The sequence below is a fragment of the Ruegeria sp. L11 genome, assembly GCF_056531755.1.
The window spans coordinates 90,041-108,988 of sequence record NZ_JBQFMI010000007.1 but is presented as its reverse complement, the minus strand read 5'-3'; the positions used below and the strand labels follow the sequence as shown (position 1 = coordinate 108,988).

Genomic DNA, 18,948 nt, shown 5'->3' with positions numbered 1-18,948 from the left:
GCAGGTTCATCTGGCTAAAAATATCCTCGGGGGGAATCGCGCCTTGCGCGATGGGGGGCAGACAGCCCCCCTTGCCCAGACCCGGATCAGAGCCGCTCGATGGCAATGGCGATCCCCTGACCGCCACCGATACACATGGTGATCAACCCTTTTGATCCGCCTGTGCGCTCCAACTCATAAAGCGTCTTCATGGTAATGATGGCGCCCGTCGCGCCTACAGGGTGCCCCAGCGCTATCGCGCCTCCATTCGGGTTCACTTTCGCTGCATCCAACCCAAGCTCCTGGTTGACGGCCAGCGCCTGCGCGGCAAATGCTTCGTTGCTTTCGATCACTTCGAAATCTTCCGCCGAAAGACCCGTCTTCCTGAGCAGGTTTTGCACGGCCGGTACCGGGCCAATACCCATGACTTCGGGGCGCACGCCAGCATGTGCATATCCGATCACGCGCGCTTTTGGCTTCAATCCGGCCTTTTCCGCCGCGTCCGCCGTTGCCAGAACCATCGCCGCCGCGCCGTCGTTGATGCCCGAGGCATTGCCCGCCGTCACACGCCCATCTTTTTTGAACACCGGTCGCAACCCGGCCAGCGCATCGGCTGTCGTCGCCTTTGGATGCTCATCAACTTTGAAATCCACCATGTCACGCTTGACCTTCACCTGAACGGGCACGATCTGGCTTTCGAAATATCCGGCTTCAATTGCAGCTGCCGCGCGGGTCTGGCTAGTCAGGGCGAAGTCGTCCATCTGTTCACGACTGATCTGGTGTTCATCGGCAACGTTCTCGGCCGTCACGCCCATGTGCCCCGTGCCAAAGGGGCAGTTCAATGCACCCAGCATCATGTCCAGCGATGTGACATCACCCATTTTCGCGCCCCAGCGTGCCTGTGGAACAATGTAAGGGCTGCGCGACATGCTTTCTGCGCCACCTGCCACGGCGAAATCGGCATCGCCAAGCATCAAGGATTGCACTGCTGACACGATCGCCTGTGCCCCCGAACCGCACAGCCGATTTACATTCATCGCAGGGGTGCCGTTCGGAATTCCGGCCTGCATCGCGGCCACGCGCGACAGGTACATGTCCCGAGGTTCGGTGTTGATGACATGGCCAAATACAACATGCCCGATCTGAGCACCTTCTACCCCAGACCGCTCCAAGGCGGCTTCGGTGACCACCGTCGCCAGATCAATGGGCGCGGTTGACGCAAGTGCGCCACCGAAAGTTCCAATCGCGGTGCGCGCACCATCCAGCAATACGATGTCTGTCATGTCTTTCTCCTCTTGGAATCGTCGTCAGTATGCACACGCAGCATTATTCTGTCCTATAGGACGTGCCGTCACGGATGGAATTGACAAGCGGGGTCCCAATACGCATGGATTCCGTCATGACGGAGAACACAGACGATATCCTGAACCTTTTGCCCGCCCGCCTGAAAGAAGCACGCCGGGCCAAAGGACTGTCGCTGGAAGCAGTCGCAAACCTCAGTGGCGTATCCAGATCCATGGTTAGCCAGATCGAACGCGGGGAAAGCAGCCCAACGATCTCGACCCTCTGGAACCTGACACGTGCGCTACAGGTGGATTTTGCCGGTCTTCTGGAAGGTTCAAAAGCCAGCGATCAAATCGAGGTGCTGCGCGCGTCCGAGGTGCCCAGCATCGACAATATGGGGCAGAACTGTCGCATTCGCATCCTGTCCCCACCGGAAGAGGCCGGAGGTCATGAGGTTTATGATATCGAGTTCGACACAGGCGGGGCCTTGAACAGTCAGCCCCATGCGCGTGGCGCGCACGAACAGCTGACAGTGCTGGAAGGCACCGTCAAGGTTACATCGGGCAGTGCCGTTTCGGAACTGAGCCAAGGGGACACCGCCCGCTATGCCGCGGATATCGTGCATTCCATCTCGGCCAAAGAATCAGCGCGGGTGTTTTTGATCGTAAAGAACGCCTGACATCAGCAACTTTCCGCCTTCACGGAAATTTTTCCTGTATATTGAAATTCCCCTATTTGGGAAATTCATCCGCTATGTTAGATGTGCGACTCAGTTGAACGGAGGTCGCCATGGCAGATGCATTCCTGTCCCACATCACGGACACACTCGCGCAGATCGAATCCGAAGGGCTGTACAAGCGCGAACGAATGATCACCTCGCCTCAGGGCGGTGAGATTACGGTGGGCGGAAAACGGGTGATCAACCTGTGCGCCAACAACTATCTGGGTCTTGCGGATCACCCCGCGCTGATCGAGGCCGCAACCAATGCGATGGGTCCGAAGGGTTTCGGCATGGCCTCGGTCCGGTTCATTTGCGGGACGCAGGATATTCACCGTGAACTGGAACAGCGGTTGGCCAAGTTCCTGAACAAGGACGATGCGATCCTGTTCGCGGCCTGTTTTGATGCCAATGGCGGGCTGTTCGAACCGTTGCTGGGGCCTGAAGATGCCATCATTTCGGACAGTCTGAACCACGCCTCTATCATTGACGGGGTGCGGCTGTGCAAAGCCAAGCGCTATCGCTATCTGAACAATGACATGAATGACCTTGAAGCGTGGCTGAAGCAGGCGCGCGAGGATGGCGCGCGTCATATCATGATCGCAACCGATGGCGTGTTCTCGATGGATGGCTATTTGGCCAACTTGCCGAAAATTCGCGAACTGGCTGATAAATACGATGCCATCGTCATGGTCGATGATTGCCATGCAACAGGCTTCATGGGGCCGCGCGGCGCCGGAACACCGGATCACTTTGGTGTTGATGTCGACATTCTGACAGGAACTTTGGGCAAGGCACTTGGGGGGGCAATCGGCGGCTACATCGCCGGGCCGCAGCCAGTGATCGACCTGCTGCGGCAGCGGGCGCGGCCCTATCTGTTCTCGAACTCGCTGCCGCCATCCATCGTCGCCGCAGGGCTTGAGGCGATCCGTCTGGTCGAAGAAGGCGACATTCTACGCGCGCAGTTATTCGGAAACGCAAAGTACTGGCGTGCCGGTCTGGAAAAGCTTGGCTTTGACCTTTTGCCCGGTGAACATCCGATCATCCCTGTCATGCTGGGCGATGCAACGCTGGCACAAGAGATGGCCGCCAAGCTGTTTGACGAGGGTGTGTATGTCTCGGGCTTCTTCTTTCCTGTTGTTCCCCGCGGACAGGCGCGGATCAGAACGCAGATGAACGCTGCCCTGACGCGGGACGAACTGGACCGCGCGCTGGCGGCCTTTGGCAAGGTCGGCAAGGAACTGGGGGTGATCTGATGCGACCCAATACAATGAAAGCGCTGGAAAAGTCGAAACCAGAAGAAGGGTTGTGGATGGTGCGGGCCCCGGTTCCTGAAATCGGGCCTGATGAGGTGCTGATCAAGATCAACAAGACCGGAATTTGCGGTACCGACATTCACATCTGGAACTGGGATGAATGGGCCTCTCACACCGTTCCGGTTCCGATGATCACTGGTCATGAGTTCGCCGGGGAAATCGTTGAGATTGGGCGTAACGTCACCGGCCTGGACGTTGGGCAGCGCTGTTCCGGCGAAGGGCATCTGATCGGCACTGAAAGCCGTCAAAGCCGCGCAGGCAAATTTCACCTCGACCCCGGCACGCGCGGGATCGGGGTGAATGAACAGGGCGCGTTTGCGCAATACCTGAAATTGCCTGCCTTCAACGTTGTTCCCCTGCCGGACGATATCCCGGATGAGATCGGGGCAATCCTTGATCCGCTGGGCAATGCTGTACACACCGCGCTAAGCTTTGACCTTCTGGGCGAGGACGTCCTGATCACCGGCGCAGGACCCATCGGCATCATGGCCGCCGCCGTTGCCCGCCATGCAGGCGCCCGCAATGTTGTGATCACAGACATTAACGCCGAACGGTTGAAACTGGCGGAACATGTGGTGCCATCGGTGCGGACCGTTGATGTTTCCAAACAAGATTTGCACGATGTCATCGCACAGCTTGGAATGAAAGAAGGCTTTGATGTGGGGCTTGAAATGTCCGGCTCACAAGCCGCGCTTGACCAGATGGTCGAGGCGCTTGTGATGGGTGGGAAAATCGCCCTGCTGGGGATACCGCCGGGGAAATCTCCGGTCGACTGGTCGCGTATCGTTTTCAAGGCGATCACAATCAAGGGTGTCTATGGTCGCGAGATGTTCGAGACCTGGTACAAGATGATCGCCATGCTGCAAAACGGTTTGGATGTGTCCCGCGTGATCACGCATCGCTTTGAGGTTGATGATTTTGCGGATGGATTTGCCGCGATGAAATCCGGCCTCTCTGGCAAGGTTGTCCTTGACTGGACCTAACCCGCTGGAAAGTTACGAACTCAACGCCTAGACAGGTGCAAGGATCGCACAAGGGAGGCATGAGATGGGCGAGAACAAAGACGATCGTCTATTGCAAAGAGGTGTCGAAGACACTCTGGTCACTGATTTCGCCGAGACACATCGCAAAAGCTATGGAGATTTTCTGCAACTCAAAACACTGCTGAATCTGCAAAAGACTTTTCAGGACCCCGCGCAGCCAGACGAGATGCTGTTCATTATCATCCATCAGGTCAGCGAACTGTGGCTGAAACTGATGCACCACCAACTGGTCGAGGTGCGCCGTTTTCTGCAACAGGACGAGTTTGGCCCAGCCATGAAAAACCTCGACCGCATCAAGGCCATTCAACGGCAGTTGATTGCGGCTTGGGAAACCCTGCTGACAATGACACCTGCCGACTATATGACGTTCCGGCAGGCTCTCGGCAACTCGTCAGGGTTTCAGAGCTACGGCTACCGGCAAATCGAATTCATCCTTGGCAACAAGGATGCCTCAACACTGAAGGTCCATGCGCATGACCCAGAGGTGATGGAGATGCTGAATGCCGCACTGACCAAACCGTCACTTTATGACGAAGTGTTGCACATGTTGGCCCGCCAAGGATTCGATGTGCCCAAAGATCTGATTGAACGCGATTACGCCCAACCCTATTCCGGCGATTCGCGCGTGGTAAAAATCTGGGTCGAGGTATTTCGCAACACTGAAAAATACTGGGATCTTTATGCTTTGGCCGAAAAACTGATGGATGTGGAAAGCCTGTTTCAACGCTGGCGCTTTGATCATGCCACCGCAGTTGAGCGCGTGATCGGGATGCAACCCGGCACCGGTGGTTCAAGCGGCGTGGCCTTTTTGCGAAAGGCGCTAGAGCTGCGGTTTTTCCACGACCTTTACGACGTGCGCACCGAATTGATGTACAGCGGGCAGACCTAAGACATGTTGTATCGAGGATTTTCGCAATCCGAGCTGGAGCGGGAGTATTCCCCCAGCACAATGATCGGTGGCGACCTGAGCCCTTATCTTGCCAGTTATGAAGCACTGAGCGCTCAGGCGCGGGCCGACTTTCCGGTACGGGAAAATCTGGCTTATGGTGATAGCCCCGTACAAGTTCTGGATTTCTTTCCCGCTCGCGATGACAAGGCACCTCTGCACGTCTTCATTCACGGCGGGTACTGGCAGGCGCTCAGCCAGAATGAATCGTCTCTGATGGCACCGGGTCTGGTAGAACACGGGCAAGCTTTTGCGACTGTGAACTATACGCTGGCACCCGATGTCCGGATTGGTGGCATGATCGATGAATGCCGTGACGCGTTGCTTTGGCTGGCGGCCCAGGCGGAGGAGCTGGGATTCGATCCGTCGCGGATCACCCTGTCAGGTCACAGTGCAGGCGCGCATCTGGCGGCGATGGTGATGGCAACCTCATCAGATGCCCTTGCCAAAGCGGGGCTCCGGGTGCGGGATGTGATTCTGATCAGCGGAATATACGACCTGGAACCGATCAGCCTGATGTCGGTGAACGATCCGCTGCAATTGACACCGGTCGAGGTCAACGATCTGTCACCCATCCGCAATCTGCCCCGGCCCGGTCCTCGATACCATGTTTCGGTAGCCGAACGGGATACAGGTGAGTTCATTCGCCAAAGCCGCGACTATGCTGAAAGACTGCGAAAGGCCGGACACTCTGTCAGCTTTATGCTCGCGCAAGGAATGCATCATTTCGATATCATCATGCATTCAGATACGTTTCTGCCCCAGACAAAATAAGCGCTTCGGTAAAAGAAAACAGCGGCCTATGGGGGCCGCTGTTTTTCGTTTCATCCTTTGCCGGGTTAGTCCAACGTGCGGGTGACTTCTTCGCGCTCGAAGATTTCGATCACGTCGCCTGCGCGGATATCGTCGTAGTTTTCGAACGCCATACCGCATTCCTGACCCGACTGAACCTCGGCCACTTCGTCCTTGAAACGCTTCAGCGTCTTTAGCGTGCCTTCGTGAATCACCACGTTGTCGCGCAGCAAGCGCACACCGGCAGAACGACGCGCCACGCCTTCGGTGACCAGACAGCCAGCAACCTTGCCAACGCCTGTAACCTTGAAGACTTCGCGAATCTCGGCGTAGCCGATGAACTTCTCGCGAATTTCGGCGCTCAACAGGCCGGATGCGGCTGCTTTCACGTCGTCTACGAGGTCATAGATCACCGAGTAATAGCGAATCTCGACGCCCTTCTGGTTTGCGGTATTCCGTGCCGAGGCATTTGCCCGAACGTTGAAGCCAAAGATCGGAGCTCCAGACGCTTCGGCCAGACCGACATCCGTTTCGGTAATGGCACCAACACCCGAATGCAGAACGCGCACGCGTACTTCTTCGTTGCCGATCTTCTCCATCGCCTGAACGATGGCTTCCGCCGAACCCTGAACATCTGCTTTCATCAGAATAGGCAGCTCGGTGACGTTTTCGTCTTCCTTGGCCTTCTGCATCAACTGCTCAAGGGTCGTTGCGGCACCGGCGGCGGCGCGTTTGTCCTTAGCGGCCTGTTCACGGTAGGCGGCGATCTCACGGGCCTGTGCTTCGGTTTCGGTCACGTTCAGAACATCGCCTGCTTCAGGCGTACCATTCAGACCAAGAACCTCAACGGGAACCGACGGGCCAGCCTCCTTGACGCGCTCACCCTTGTCGTTGATCAGCGCGCGGACTTTACCATACTGCTCACCCACGACAAAGATATCGCCCTGACGCAATGTACCGTTCTGAACCAGAACCGTTGCGACCGGGCCGCGGCCCACGTCCAGCTGTGCCTCGATCACGGCACCTTGGGCAGCGCGATCAGGGTTGGCTTTCAGTTCCAGAATCTCGGCCTGCAATGCGATGGCTTCCAGCAGCTCGTCCAGACCCTGACCGGTGATGGCGGACACTTCTACGTCCTGAACCTCACCCGACATTTTCTCGACGATCACTTCGTGTTGCAGCAGATCGGTGCGCACCTTGTCCGGATTTGCATCATGCTTGTCGATCTTGTTGATCGCAACGATCATCGGCACCTTGGCTGCCTTCGCGTGATTGATCGCCTCAATTGTCTGCGGCATGACCGCGTCATCGGCAGCGACAACCAGAACCACGATATCCGTCACCTGGGCACCACGCGAGCGCATCGAGGTGAACGCCGCGTGGCCGGGTGTATCCAGGAAGGTCAGCGTCGAGCCACCATCCGTTTTCACCTGATAGGCGCCGATATGCTGGGTGATGCCACCGGCCTCACCAGCCACAACTCGGGCATCACGGATTGCATCCAGCAGCGAAGTTTTCCCGTGGTCGACGTGACCCATGATGGTGATGACGGGTGGACGTGGCTTCAGATCGTCCTCGCTGTCTTCGATCTCTTTGATGACGTCTTCGACATCCGAATCAGAGACGCGCGTGACCTTATGGCCGAATTCTTCAATGATAAGCTCGGCAGTATCGGCATCGATGGTCTGGTTCTGCGTGACCATCATACCCATCTGCATCAGCGATTTGACCACGTCAGCCACACGCTCGGCCATACGGTTGGCCAGTTCCGAGACCATGATTGCCTCAGGCAGTTGTACGTCGCGGATCACCTTTTCCCGCTCGACCGAACCGCCCATGGCTTTCTGACGAGCGCGTTCCTGCTTGCGCTTCATCGCTGCCATCGACCGTTGGCGGCTGCCTTCGTCGCCGGTGGCCTGACCCAATGTCAGCTTGCCGGAACGACGGTTGTCTTCGCGACCCTTGCCACGACCGCGCTGTTCGCGTTCGCGATCCTGCTTGCGAGGCGCGGCAGCAGGCGCAGGTTTGCTGGCCGGGTTGCGCGAAGCTTTGGCTTCTTCCGGAGCTGGCGCCGCAGCAGCAACAGCAGCACGCTTGGCTTCTTCTTCAGCCTCCAAGCGCTTGCGCTCTTCGTCTTCGGCTTTCTGACGCGCGCGCTCTTCGGCTTCACGCTGCTCGCGCTCTTTCGCTTCCTGTTCCGCACGGCGGCGCACACGCTCTTCTTCGCGCGCCTTTTCAGCGGCTTCGCGTTCAGCGGCCTCTTCGACCTCGCGGGCTTTTGCAGCCTGCAAAGCCTTCATACGGCGCGCCATTTCCGCGTCGGAAATACCTGCGGGGCGACGCGACGGATCACCCGAAGGTGCGGCACCGCCACCCGGCTTTGCCGCGCCCGGCTTGGGGACCACCACGCGCTTGCGTTTGGTTTCCACCACGACATTCTTGGTGCGTCCGTGGCTGAAACTCTGTTTCACATTTCCGGGGCGTGCCCCGCCACGAAGACCCAATGTCTTTTTGCCGTCACTATCGCTCATAAAGCTTCTTACCCTTCCGCGCGGCCCTTGCCGCCGTCATCCGTTTCGCGCAAGCCACGCAGGCGCTGCGCTTCCTCTACAACACGTTTGGCGAGTCCGCCAGAGGCCAAGGCCGCATGAATCACCGTTTGGCGCCCAAATGCCTGCCCTAATTCGTCTGCCGTCAGCCAACCGATGTATTTTCCGAAGTGCGGCGTACTGAGCTTCGACTTGCCGCGCCCCGATCCATCAGTGGCCTGAATCAGCACCTGAGCCTCTTCCCGGTCCAGCCACGACTTGACCTTTTCATACCCGGCAACCGCGTCGCCGGACTTGCGCGCCAGACTGAGCAACTCAATCACACGGCGCGCGATCTGCTTTTCAACTTCTGTCGCGAGGTTCTGAGGCACAGTCACCTGTGCCTTGAACCCCCGCGCAAACAGTTTCTTACCAATGGCCTTGTCCAGCGCAGCACGATCCGCCGCCACATAAACGCCCCGTCCCGGCAACTTTGCCGCGACATCCGGAAAGACCTGACCGTCCGGGCCCGTCACAAAGCGGATCAAGCCATATTTAGGCTGAACCTCGCCTGTGGCGATGCACTTGCGTTCGGGTCCGTCAGACCGATCCTTATGGACGCCACCGCGACCCATACGCGCCACCCGAGACCTGAGATCAGGCCTCGACCTCCTCGTCTGCTGCGTCGCCGTCGATGTCTTCTTCCGCCTGCTCCAACTCGGCCGGATCAACCCAACCCAACAGGATACGCGCAGTCATGACCATGTCTTGTGCTTCTTCGAGCGTGACGCCAAAGGGCTCCAGCACGCCATCATCCTTGACGCGTTCACCGTCGACCGTGGTCCAGCCACCGGCCAGTTCCCAGTCTGCACAGGTTGCGAAATCTTCCAGCGTCTTCACATCGTCCTTGGCCAGCGCCTCTACCATCTGGGGGGTCAGGCCTTCGAATTCAATGAGGCTGTCCTCGGCACCCAGTGCGCGCGCCGCATCCAGAGCGGCTTTGGCCTGGGCTTCCAGGAACTCGCGCGCCCGGGTCTGAAGTTCCTGCGCAGTGCCTTCGTCGACGCCGTCAATGACCAGAAGTTCATCAATCTCGACATAGGCAACTTCTTCGAGGTTGGTGAAGCCTTCGGAAACCAGCAGTTGCGCAAAGAACTCGTCCAGATCCAGACTGTCCATGAACAGTTTGGTACGAGATTCGAATTCCTTCTGACAACGCGCCGATTCTTCAGCTTCGGTCATGATGTCGATATCCAGCCCGGTCAGCTGGCTTGCCAGACGCACGTTCTGACCGCGACGACCGATTGCAAGAGACAACTGCTCTTCCGGAACGACAACCTCGATCTTGCCTGCTTCTTCGTCCAGAACAACCTTCGAAACCTCGGCAGGTTGCAGCGCGTTCACCAGGAAGGTCGGTTGGTCTTCGTTCCACGGGATGATGTCAATCTTCTCACCCTGCAGTTCGTTCACAACGGCCTGCACGCGGCTGCCGCGCATACCAACGCAGGCGCCAACAGGGTCGATCGAGCCGTCATACGAGATCACGGCGATTTTGGCGCGAGAACCGGGGTCACGGGCCACGGCCTTGACCTCGATGATACCGTCATAGATTTCCGGCACTTCCATCTTGAACAGCTCGGCCATGAACTCTGGCGCGGTACGCGACAGGAAGATCTGGTGGCCACGCACTTCGCGGCGGACTTCCTTGATATACGCGCGCACACGATCATTCGGGCGATAGCTTTCGCGACCGATCTTGTCATTGCGGCGCAGAACAGCCTCGGCACCGCCGAGATCGACGATGACATTGCCGAATTCTTCGCGCTTGACGGCACCGTTGATGATGGTGCCCGCACGATCCTTGAATTCCTCATACTGACGATCACGCTCGGCTTCGCGGACCTTTTGCAGGATCACTTGCTTGGCGGACTGCGCCGCAATCCGGCCCATTTCGACCGGCGGCACTTCTTCAACAAAAACGTCACCGACCTGCGGGTCTTCCATGTACTGTTTGGCTTGTTCGACGGTGAATTCGGCCTGATAGTTCTCAAGCTCGTCATCCTCGACCACGGTGCGCACACGGGTGAATGTCGCCTTGCCGGTCTTGCGGTCGATCGACACGCGGATGTCCATCTCGGCGCCGTAGCGACTCTTGGCGGCGCGGGCGAGCGATTCCTCCATCGCTTCGACAACCAGACCAGGGTCGATCATCTTTTCGCGGGCCACGGCCTCGGCAGTCTGCAGCAGCTCCAGCTGGTTGGCTGAGGTAATTGCCATCAGTTCGTCTCCTCTTCGGACCCTTCGGTCTCAATCTCGTCGAAAGCTTTTTCGTTCAGGGCGCCCGCATCTTTGCGCTGGCGCAGCATTTCTTTGATCAGATCATCGGTCAGGACCAGCTTGGCATCACTCAGCCAGTCGAATTGCAGGCCGATTGTGATCGTCTCGGACCCTTCGGGAATATTGATCAGAACCTCTTCTCCTTCGATCCCGGCCAGTTCCCCTTTGAACCGGCGGCGGCCATCGATCAGTTCAGAGGTTTCGATCTTGGCCTCATACCCCTCAAAAGTCTCAAAATCCTTGAGGCGCGTCAGGGGGCGGTCGATACCGGGGCTGGACACCTCAAGCGTATAGGCGTCGAGGATCGGGTCCTCCACATCCAGGGTGGCGCTGACCGCATTCGAAATCTCGGCGCAGTCATCCACTTCGATGCCGCCTTCGGGTTTGTCAGCCATGATTTGCAGCGTGGTCTGCTTGCCACTCATCAGCCGGACACGGACCAGCTCATACCCCAGGTCTTCGATCACCGGGGTGATGATCTCGGCAAGTCGCCGGTCGATGGCAGCTTTGGCTATCAGGTCGTTTGTCATCAGGTTCTCTACCCTGTCAATCGGGCACAAAAAAACGGGCGCGCGGCCCGTCGAATTTTCCGGTGGAGCCTTGGACCGGAAGTCCAACGCGCCGCTGTTGAAACTGCATATACGCAGGATGATCCGAGTCTGCAACCCCCGACAGAAGTATCACCCGGAATTACGCGATCCACCACCGTTCAGCGATACGACCGTCGTCCAGAACCGTGCGTCCGGCAATCTGCCGCGGCAATCCCACTGCCCCTGAAACGGCCAGTGCCATATCGGTCTCGGAAGGATGGAAGCGAAAACCGCGCGTACTGCGGATCTCGGACGGATCTGGGAAAGCCGCAATATCGACGTAGCCATCGCGCAATGCCTCGGCGCGGACACGGGCATCGGGAATAACGATCACTTCGAATGCATCGACCCAACCGGCCTGACCGTCCTTGTAATGTCCCGAAACACGGCGACCCAGGAAATGTCGCCCGTCTTCGGCGCGCTCGACACGGTAGCAACCCGTACCGTTGGCCCTGTGTAGCGGCGTGACGCCTTCGCCATAGCGGGCAATGACAAAACGACTTTCCGCCAAAAGGAATGGAAGGCCCGGATTTGCCTCGGCCAGTTCCAGCCGCAAACGGTTGGCGGTCAATGCCTCGGTATACCCGACTTCGGCCAATACGGTCGCAACGTCTGAGATGTCCAAAGGCGCGCCGTCGTGGAACACCGCATCATTGCGCAGATCAAAGCTCCAGACCTTCGCATCGGCGTTGGTTTGCCAGCCCGTCGCAAGCTCGCCCCGCAAAGTGCCATCCGGGGCGATCTCGGTCAGCGTGTCGAAAACCGCACCGCGTGCCACCTGCTCAAGACTGTCGTCGCGCGGTACGGCCAATCGCAGCGTGCCGCCTTTCTCGGGTCTGTCCGCCAGGGATGCGCCAGTCGCGGCAAGCAGCGCGGCTGCGGCACCCGAGGCAAACAAGGCACGCCGGTCGATGCGTGTCATGCCAAACCCTCCGCCACGCGATCCATGATCCGGATCAGTTCTGCGCTGATCCCTGGTTCAGAAAGCGCATGACCGGCCTGACGCACCATCTTAATCTCGGCATTCGGCCAGCGTTCGCTCAGCGACCAGGCGGCCTGCGGCGGGCAAATCATGTCGTATCGCCCCTGCACGATGTGACCCGGGATATGAGCAATCCGGTCCATTTGATCTAGAATCTGCCCATCCGTTTCCAGGAACGCCTTATTGTAGAAATAGTGATTCTCGAGCCGGGCAAATGTACGGGCGTATTCGCCGGGGCTTTCGCCCACTGATCCGTTCGTGTGGATCGACGCCAGCGCATTTTCCCAGTGCGACCATGCCCGCGCATACAGGGTCTCGGTCGCGCGGTCCCCCGAGAACAGGCGTTTATTGTAGGCGGTGATGGTGTCCTTCAGCTCCACCTCGGGCAACAGTGAGGTAAATTTCTGCCACTGTTCCGGCCAGAAACGTCCCGCTCCGCCGCCATAAAACCAGTCAAGTTCAGCGTCAGTTGCCAGGAACACACCGCGCAGCACCAATCGGCTGACCCGGTCTGGATGCGACTGCGCGTAGATCAACGCAAGGGTCGCGCCCCAGCTGCCGCCAAAAACAATCCATTCATCAATCTCGAACAGGTCGCGCAACCGTTCAATATCGGCCACCAAATGCCATGTCGTGTTGTTTTCAACCGAAGCCGTGGGGCGAGACCGGCCACACCCACGCTGATCAAATAGAATCACCCTGTAGGCCTGTGGATCAAAATAACGCCGCATTGCGGGGCTGCAGCCACCGCCTGGGCCGCCATGCAGGATCACCACCGGTATGCCTTCGGGGTTACCGCATTGTTCCACATAGATACGGTGCCCGTCGCCCATATCGACCATACGCTGGTCGAACGGATCGATCGGCGGGTACAGATATTGAACTGCGCGCTTTTGGTCCGGGTACTTGTCCATTATGGCCCTATATAGTCCTTAAGCGTAAAAGAGCATACGGAGACAGGAATGCAAGCGCATCCGAACACGGTGGATCCATCCGAGATCGCAAAATTCGAAGCGATGGCGGCGGAATGGTGGGATCCTCATGGGAAATTCAAACCGTTGCACATGCTGAATCCTTGCCGTTTGGATTATATCACACAGCAGATTGCCGGTGAATTCGACCGTGATCTGAAAGCGCGAAATCCGTTCGAAGGGCTGCGCCTGCTGGATATCGGTTGTGGCGGTGGTCTGCTAAGCGAACCCATGGCACGTCTGGGGGCCGAGGTCGTCGGGGCCGATGCCGCCGGAGGCAACCTGCCTGTTGCGCGTATCCATGCCGAGCAATCCGGTTTGGAGATCGACTATCGCCACACCACAGCCGAAGACATGGCCGCCGCAGGTGAGCAGTTCGACGTGGTCCTGAACATGGAAGTGGTCGAGCATGTGGCCGACCCACAGGGTTTCCTGACCGCCTCGCAACAATTGCTCAAGCCGGGTGGGCTGCTGATCTGCTCAACCATCAACCGCAACCCGAAATCCTATGCCATGGCCATTTTCGGGGCCGAGGTCGTCATGCGCTGGCTGCCGCGCGGCACGCATGAGTGGAACAAGTTCATCACCCCTGATGAGTTGTTCGACCTGCTGCGTCAGGCGGGGATGGACCCGGTGGACCGCAAGGGGTTCGTCTTCAACCCGATCCTCTGGAGTTGGTCGATCTCGGACCGGGATCTAAGCGTGAACTATGTGACGGCGAGTGTGAAGCCGGGCTGAGGGTTATTCCCCTTCCAGCTGTTTTCTCAGATCGCGCAGCACTGGCAGTGTCGACCGAACACGGTCGTCCCCCAACTCTCCGACCACGCGGTTGATCAACGGAGCAATCGAGGAAATCGCCTGATCCCGCGCGCGTTTACCGGCGGGGCTGATCGCGACCATCTTGCGGCGGGCATCGTCCCAGTCGGGGCGGATGTGGATGTATCCGGCCCATTCCAGCTTGGCCAAGGTGTTGGTCATCGCCCCTCGGGTCACGTGGAACGTGTTGGCCAGCTGCGCCGGGCTACGCTCATCCGCGACAAAAGCCAAGTGGTTCAGAACCGAGAAATGCGAGATTTCCATGCCCTTGGGCAGCACCCGGCTAAGCCGGTTCCGCAATAGCTGGTCGGCGGTCAGGATCTCGCTGAACAGCGTGACCGCAAGGGCATTGGTGTCGTCTGTCATTGTTCCGTTCTGTCAGGGTCCGTCGAAGGAACGGCGGTGGTGCAGTGAAGGGACACGTCGCCGTGCCTCAGTCACAGAACTATCATCCAAATCGAAAATGTGAATGCCTGGATCGGTCCCTGCGTCGATCAGCACCTTTCCCCACGGGTCGACGACCATGCTGTGACCGTGAGTATAGCGTGTTTTACCGCCGGTTTTTGGATGTTCCCCTGTTTGGGCCGGGGCCAGCACCCAGCACCCGGTTTCGATTGCACGTGCGCGCAGCAAGGCTTCCCAATGCGCGGCACCTGTGACCGGCGAGAACGCGGCCGGGACGGTCAGAATGCGCGCGCCCGCCTGCGCCAGTGCCGCGTGCAAATATGGAAAGCGGATATCGTAACAGATGGTCAGACCAACCTTGCCGAAATCCGTATCTGCGATAACCGCTTTTTCGCCTGGGCGGTAATTCTTTGATTCGCGGAACGTCTCGGTCTCGGTGACCTGCACATCGAACATATGGATTTTGTCATACCGCGCCACGATCTGACCTTGCGGTCCGATCATAAAGCAACGATTGGCAAAGCGACCGTCACTCTCATGGGTCTTGAGCCCCAACGAGCCGATCAGAAGCCACACACCCAGATCAGCAGCCTGTTCGCGCAGGCCCGCCAAGGTGATGTCATCTTCTTCATGTTGTAAAACCGCGCGCTGCCGTGTGGTGCTGGTCGAAACGCAATTCGTAACCTCTGGTGTCAGAACAAAGCGGGCGCCCTGTTCTGCCGCTTCGGCCATCATGCCTCGTACCATCCCGAGGTTTTCAGCCGGATCGTCCGACGAGGTGATTTGCAGCAGCGCGGTTTTCATCAGGCCGCAAGCAGAGGGTCAAGCTTGCCCTGACGCTCCAACTCGTACAAATCATCGCAACCGCCGACATGCGTAGCGCCGATGAAAATCTGCGGGACCGTGCGTTTACCCCCGGCACGTTGAATCATTTCAGGTTTGCGTTTGGGGTGCATCAACACGTCGATCTCCTTGAACTCGACACCTTTCTGCTTCAGCAGGCGTTTGGCCGCATGACAAAAGCCGCACAGTGGCGATGTATAGATCTCTACCGACTTCATTTTCCGTTCCCTTTGGATTTCGCGCAATCTTGGGCGAATTAGGCATCCTTGGCAACGCGCGCCAGAGCCAACACGAAAATATGATTTGCTCCCGCCGCCTGACAGACCCGAGTGCATGCGGCCAGCGTCGCCCCGGACGTCATCACATCGTCCACCAGCAAAATGTCCCGGCCAATAAGGTGTCGGGCATTTCGGGGGTGAAGGCATATTGCGTCTTCCAAAATCTGTGCCCGCTCGGCTGCTGTTTTGCCATCCAATACCTGCGTCTTCTTTTTGCGAATCAACAAATCGGGCACGCATTCCAATCCTGTCTCACGCCCCAGGTTCTGCGCCAACAGAGCTGACTGATTGTATCGCCTTTTGAGCAAGCGCGACCAATGCAGAGGAACCGGAGCAATCACCATATCCGGTCGCAGCAATGGGCGCCCTGCCTGCGCCATCCACTGTGCGGCAGGGCGGGCCAGTTCAGGCCGATCACCATGTTTCAGCGCCAGGATCAGTGACCGCGCCTTGCCGTCATACAAAAGCGCCGCGCGGCCTGCCCTCCAGGGGCGCGCGGTCTTCAGGCAATCATCGCACTCGGTCCGAAACTCGTCCTGCCCCCCGATCAGGGGCAGACCGCAACTTTCACAGACCGTGCCGCCAATGAATGGCGTTTCCCGCCAGCATGGGCCACACAGGCCAAAATCGGACTCGGTCAGGTCGCCGCACCCCATGCAACGTGGTGGATAAATCAGCGCAAGTGCGGTTTGAATCCGTTGCGCGATGCGATACTTGCCAGCTATGAAACTGCCCGAACCCACTGCACCCTCACTTTTTGACCGTGCCGCCATTCTGCGTCATCGCAGCCGCGTGCAGGATGACGCCCTTTTTCTGCACCGCGCCGCGATGGACGAGGTTCAGGATCGGCTCTCCATGGTTAACAAAACCTTTACGGCGGCAGCGATCGTGACCGCATACCCGCAGCTTTGGACGGACGCGTTTCCCGAAGCCTCGATCATTGCGGATGACGACGTGCTGGCACTGCAACCCGGCGCCCATGACCTTGTTATCCACGCCATGACACTGCACTGCGCAAACGATCCGGTGGGCCAGTTGATCCAATGCCACCGCGCGCTGAAACCCGACGGGTTGTTGCTGGTTGTTTGTCTGGGCGGCGAAACGCTGCACGAATTGCGCGCGGCGTTGGGTCAGGCCGAGATTGACGTTACCGGTGGCCTCAGCCCCCGCATCGCCCCGATGGCCGGGTTGCGAGACATGGGCGGTTTGTTGCAGCGGGCAGGTCTGGCCTTGCCAGTCGCAGACTCGGTGCCGCTCACGGCTGAGTACCGTGACATCTGGCACCTGATGCACGATCTGCGGCATATGGGTGAGGCCAATGCGTTATCCGGGCGACTGAAACACCCGACCAAACGCGCAGTATTTGAGGCCGCGCAAAACATCTACGCGTCTCATTTCACCACAGTATCGGGACGTCTGGCAGCCACGTTCGAACTGATCTGCCTGACCGGATGGTCCCCCCACGACAGTCAACCCAAACCACTGCGTCCTGGGTCGGCGCAAGCACGTTTGGCTGACGCCTTGCGCACGGACGAGGGCAAACTGCCCGATTGACGCGCGACCAAATCCCCTTATTTCAGGCCCTAACGCAAGAAATTCAGGAAGCCTCATATGTTTGATGCCACGCGACCCGCTCACGCTCCTACGGATCACCCCAAGATCAGGATGGGGCGCGTCGGCATATTGCTGGCCAATCTGGGCACGCCGGACGACTACACATATTGGCCGATGCGCCGATATCTGAATGAGTTTTTGTCGGACCAGCGTGTCATCGATTATCCAAAGTGGAAATGGCAACCGATTCTACAGGCGATCATCCTGACCAAGCGACCTTTCAGTTCCGGCGAGGCTTACAAATCGATCTGGAACCAGGAAAAGGGCGAAAGCCCGCTGATGACCATCACCAAGGACCAGACCGCCAAGCTAAGCCAGACGATGCACGCACGATACGGTGATCAGGTCATGGTCGATTTCTGTATGCGTTACGGCAACCCGTCGACCAAATCCAAAGTGCGCGCGATGGTAGCGGCAGGGTGCGATCGCATCTTGTTTTTTCCGCTTTACCCTCAATACGCTGGCGCAACGACGGCCACCGCCAACGACCAGTTCTTTCGCGCACTGATGGACGAAGCCTGGCAGCCCGCGACGCGAACCGTTCCGGCCTATTTCGATGAACCCGTCTATATCGATGCGCTGGCACAGTCTGTTGAACGCGCATACGAGGCTATGGAGACAAAGCCCGACATTCTTGTCTGCTCATATCACGGGATGCCCGAGCGGTATCTTCAGCAGGGCGATCCCTATCACTGCCAATGCGCTAAAACGACGAGGCTGTTAAAGGAGCGGCTGGGCTGGACAGATGATCAATTGGTATCGACCTTCCAGTCGCGCTTCGGCCCCGAAGAATGGTTGAAACCTTACACGGTGGATCACGTGGCCGACCTGGCGAAGCAAGGCAAAAAGAACATTGCAGTTATTGCCCCGGCGTTTTCTGCGGACTGCATCGAAACGCTTGAAGAGATTAACGAAGAAATAAAAGAAAGCTTCGAAGAAGCAGGCGGGGAGACGTTTACCTATATTCCATGCCTTAACGATGACGACGCCCATATCGCGGCACTTGGAAAGGTGATCGAAGATAATTTGTGCGGGTGGCTGGCGTAAAGCGTTTCTAGAACGCAACCCGCATTTCCTATGAGAACGTCAAGCTCGGCTTGATACTGGCCTGTCAGTATCCCCCCGGCGCGCAACAGGCTTGAAGACCTGTTGGAATTAAAAAAGGCGGTGGATTGCTCCACCGCCTTTTTCATGAATTCCGTGTCGGATTAGCTTGCAGCAACAGCAGCAGCAACAACGACCAGCAGGATCAGCGGCAGCAGAATGCCCTGCGACGAACCCTGAGTTTCTTCAACAACAACTGGTGCTTCAACAACCGGCTCTTCCAGGTTGCCAGCATATGCAGTCGAAGCTGCTGCAGTCAGAGCTGCGGCGAGAACGAGTTTCTTCATATTAACCTCCAGAATTTGCACGGTTCCAATATCCGGAGCCGCACATCTAAGACTTACCTCGTAGTTTTTTCTAATCAGCATTAGAGCGGGAATGCAATTGCAACTTGACCGGTGA

Annotated in this window: 20 protein-coding genes; 8 read left to right on the top strand and 12 right to left on the bottom strand. The window is 58.0% G+C overall.

Annotated features, from left to right (window positions below; genetic code table 11):
- Window positions 1-86: 86 nt before the first annotated feature.
- On the bottom strand, window positions 87-1,262 hold the full coding sequence (locus tag ACR0CE_RS13440) for an acetyl-CoA C-acyltransferase family protein (protein ID WP_480832898.1): 1,176 nt from the start codon (window positions 1,260-1,262) through the stop codon (window positions 87-89).
- Between the two features lie 116 nt (window positions 1,263-1,378).
- On the opposite strand from ACR0CE_RS13440, the gene ACR0CE_RS13435 reads away from it, so the two are divergent.
- The 5 genes from ACR0CE_RS13435 to ACR0CE_RS13415 all read left to right on the top strand — a co-directional run bounded on the left by ACR0CE_RS13435 (window position 1,379) and on the right by ACR0CE_RS13415 (window position 6,060).
- Window positions 1,379-1,942, top strand: coding sequence for a helix-turn-helix domain-containing protein (locus tag ACR0CE_RS13435; RefSeq protein WP_480507233.1), 564 nt, complete (start codon window positions 1,379-1,381; stop codon window positions 1,940-1,942).
- A gap of 110 nt (window positions 1,943-2,052) precedes the next feature.
- A complete protein-coding gene (locus ACR0CE_RS13430; protein ID WP_480832896.1) occupies window positions 2,053-3,237 on the top strand; it encodes a glycine C-acetyltransferase in 1,185 nt (394 codons plus the stop codon).
- A gap of 14 nt (window positions 3,238-3,251) precedes the next feature.
- On the top strand, window positions 3,252-4,280 hold the full coding sequence (gene tdh / locus ACR0CE_RS13425) for an L-threonine 3-dehydrogenase (RefSeq protein ID WP_480832922.1): 1,029 nt from the start codon (window positions 3,252-3,254) through the stop codon (window positions 4,278-4,280).
- A 64-nt stretch (window positions 4,281-4,344) separates the two neighbouring features.
- The gene (locus tag ACR0CE_RS13420) at window positions 4,345-5,229 is read left to right on the top strand and encodes a tryptophan 2,3-dioxygenase (protein ID WP_480832894.1); all 885 of its coding nucleotides are present in this window, start codon (window positions 4,345-4,347) and stop codon (window positions 5,227-5,229) included.
- Between the two features lie 3 nt (window positions 5,230-5,232).
- Window positions 5,233-6,060: an alpha/beta hydrolase gene (locus tag ACR0CE_RS13415; RefSeq protein WP_480559416.1), complete on the top strand. Its 828-nt coding sequence runs from the start codon at window positions 5,233-5,235 to the stop codon at window positions 6,058-6,060.
- Window positions 6,061-6,125: 65 nt separating this feature from the next.
- On the opposite strand, the gene infB is transcribed toward ACR0CE_RS13415, so the two are convergent.
- The 6 genes from infB to pip all read right to left on the bottom strand — a co-directional run bounded on the left by infB (window position 6,126) and on the right by pip (window position 13,429).
- Window positions 6,126-8,609 carry a translation initiation factor IF-2 gene (gene infB, locus ACR0CE_RS13410; protein ID WP_209507191.1) on the bottom strand — a complete coding sequence of 828 codons (2,484 nt, stop codon included), beginning with the start codon at window positions 8,607-8,609 and terminating at the stop codon, window positions 6,126-6,128.
- 8 nt (window positions 8,610-8,617) lie between these two features.
- Complete coding sequence (locus tag ACR0CE_RS13405; protein WP_480488113.1) at window positions 8,618-9,241, bottom strand: RNA-binding protein; 624 nt, start codon at window positions 9,239-9,241, stop codon at window positions 8,618-8,620.
- A 22-nt stretch (window positions 9,242-9,263) separates the two neighbouring features.
- On the bottom strand, window positions 9,264-10,883 hold the full coding sequence (gene nusA, locus ACR0CE_RS13400) for a transcription termination factor NusA (RefSeq protein ID WP_480832891.1): 1,620 nt from the start codon (window positions 10,881-10,883) through the stop codon (window positions 9,264-9,266).
- Complete coding sequence (gene rimP, locus ACR0CE_RS13395; protein WP_480474795.1) at window positions 10,883-11,473, bottom strand: ribosome maturation factor RimP; 591 nt, start codon at window positions 11,471-11,473, stop codon at window positions 10,883-10,885. Before rimP ends, nusA begins: the two co-directional genes overlap by 1 nt.
- Before the next feature lie 160 nt (window positions 11,474-11,633).
- On the bottom strand, window positions 11,634-12,455 hold the full coding sequence (locus ACR0CE_RS13390) for an ABC transporter substrate-binding protein (RefSeq protein ID WP_480832889.1): 822 nt from the start codon (window positions 12,453-12,455) through the stop codon (window positions 11,634-11,636).
- Window positions 12,452-13,429 carry a prolyl aminopeptidase gene (gene pip, locus ACR0CE_RS13385; protein WP_480832887.1) on the bottom strand — a complete coding sequence of 326 codons (978 nt, stop codon included), beginning with the start codon at window positions 13,427-13,429 and terminating at the stop codon, window positions 12,452-12,454. Before pip ends, ACR0CE_RS13390 begins: the two co-directional genes overlap by 4 nt.
- A gap of 48 nt (window positions 13,430-13,477) precedes the next feature.
- Here pip and ubiG point away from each other — a divergent pair, with 48 nt between their 5' ends.
- Window positions 13,478-14,224 carry a bifunctional 2-polyprenyl-6-hydroxyphenol methylase/3-demethylubiquinol 3-O-methyltransferase UbiG gene (ubiG, locus tag ACR0CE_RS13380; protein ID WP_480832885.1) on the top strand — a complete coding sequence of 249 codons (747 nt, stop codon included), beginning with the start codon at window positions 13,478-13,480 and terminating at the stop codon, window positions 14,222-14,224.
- A gap of 3 nt (window positions 14,225-14,227) precedes the next feature.
- On the opposite strand, the gene ACR0CE_RS13375 is transcribed toward ubiG, so the two are convergent.
- From ACR0CE_RS13375 to ACR0CE_RS13360, 4 genes are read right to left on the bottom strand one after another with little or no spacing between them, the layout of a single operon-like run.
- Window positions 14,228-14,668 carry a MarR family winged helix-turn-helix transcriptional regulator gene (locus ACR0CE_RS13375; RefSeq protein WP_267363106.1) on the bottom strand — a complete coding sequence of 147 codons (441 nt, stop codon included), beginning with the start codon at window positions 14,666-14,668 and terminating at the stop codon, window positions 14,228-14,230.
- A 12-nt stretch (window positions 14,669-14,680) separates the two neighbouring features.
- Complete coding sequence (locus ACR0CE_RS13370; protein WP_480559425.1) at window positions 14,681-15,511, bottom strand: carbon-nitrogen hydrolase family protein; 831 nt, start codon at window positions 15,509-15,511, stop codon at window positions 14,681-14,683.
- Window positions 15,511-15,768 carry a glutaredoxin 3 gene (grxC, locus tag ACR0CE_RS13365; RefSeq protein WP_209507200.1) on the bottom strand — a complete coding sequence of 86 codons (258 nt, stop codon included), beginning with the start codon at window positions 15,766-15,768 and terminating at the stop codon, window positions 15,511-15,513. Before grxC ends, ACR0CE_RS13370 begins: the two co-directional genes overlap by 1 nt.
- A 38-nt stretch (window positions 15,769-15,806) precedes the next feature.
- Window positions 15,807-16,571: a double zinc ribbon domain-containing protein gene (locus ACR0CE_RS13360; RefSeq protein WP_480832882.1), complete on the bottom strand. Its 765-nt coding sequence runs from the start codon at window positions 16,569-16,571 to the stop codon at window positions 15,807-15,809.
- On the opposite strand from ACR0CE_RS13360, the gene ACR0CE_RS13355 reads away from it, so the two are divergent.
- Both ACR0CE_RS13355 and hemH read left to right on the top strand, forming a co-directional pair.
- A complete protein-coding gene (locus tag ACR0CE_RS13355) occupies window positions 16,552-17,382 on the top strand; it encodes a methyltransferase domain-containing protein (RefSeq protein ID WP_480832880.1) in 831 nt (276 codons plus the stop codon). The two genes, ACR0CE_RS13360 and ACR0CE_RS13355, sit on opposite strands and share 20 nt — an antisense overlap.
- A 57-nt stretch (window positions 17,383-17,439) precedes the next feature.
- Window positions 17,440-18,489, top strand: coding sequence for a ferrochelatase (hemH, locus tag ACR0CE_RS13350; protein ID WP_480832879.1), 1,050 nt, complete (start codon window positions 17,440-17,442; stop codon window positions 18,487-18,489).
- Between the two features lie 161 nt (window positions 18,490-18,650).
- On the opposite strand, the gene ACR0CE_RS13345 is transcribed toward hemH, so the two are convergent.
- A complete protein-coding gene (locus tag ACR0CE_RS13345; protein ID WP_117870963.1) occupies window positions 18,651-18,833 on the bottom strand; it encodes a hypothetical protein in 183 nt (60 codons plus the stop codon).
- Window positions 18,834-18,948: the final 115 nt, after the last annotated feature.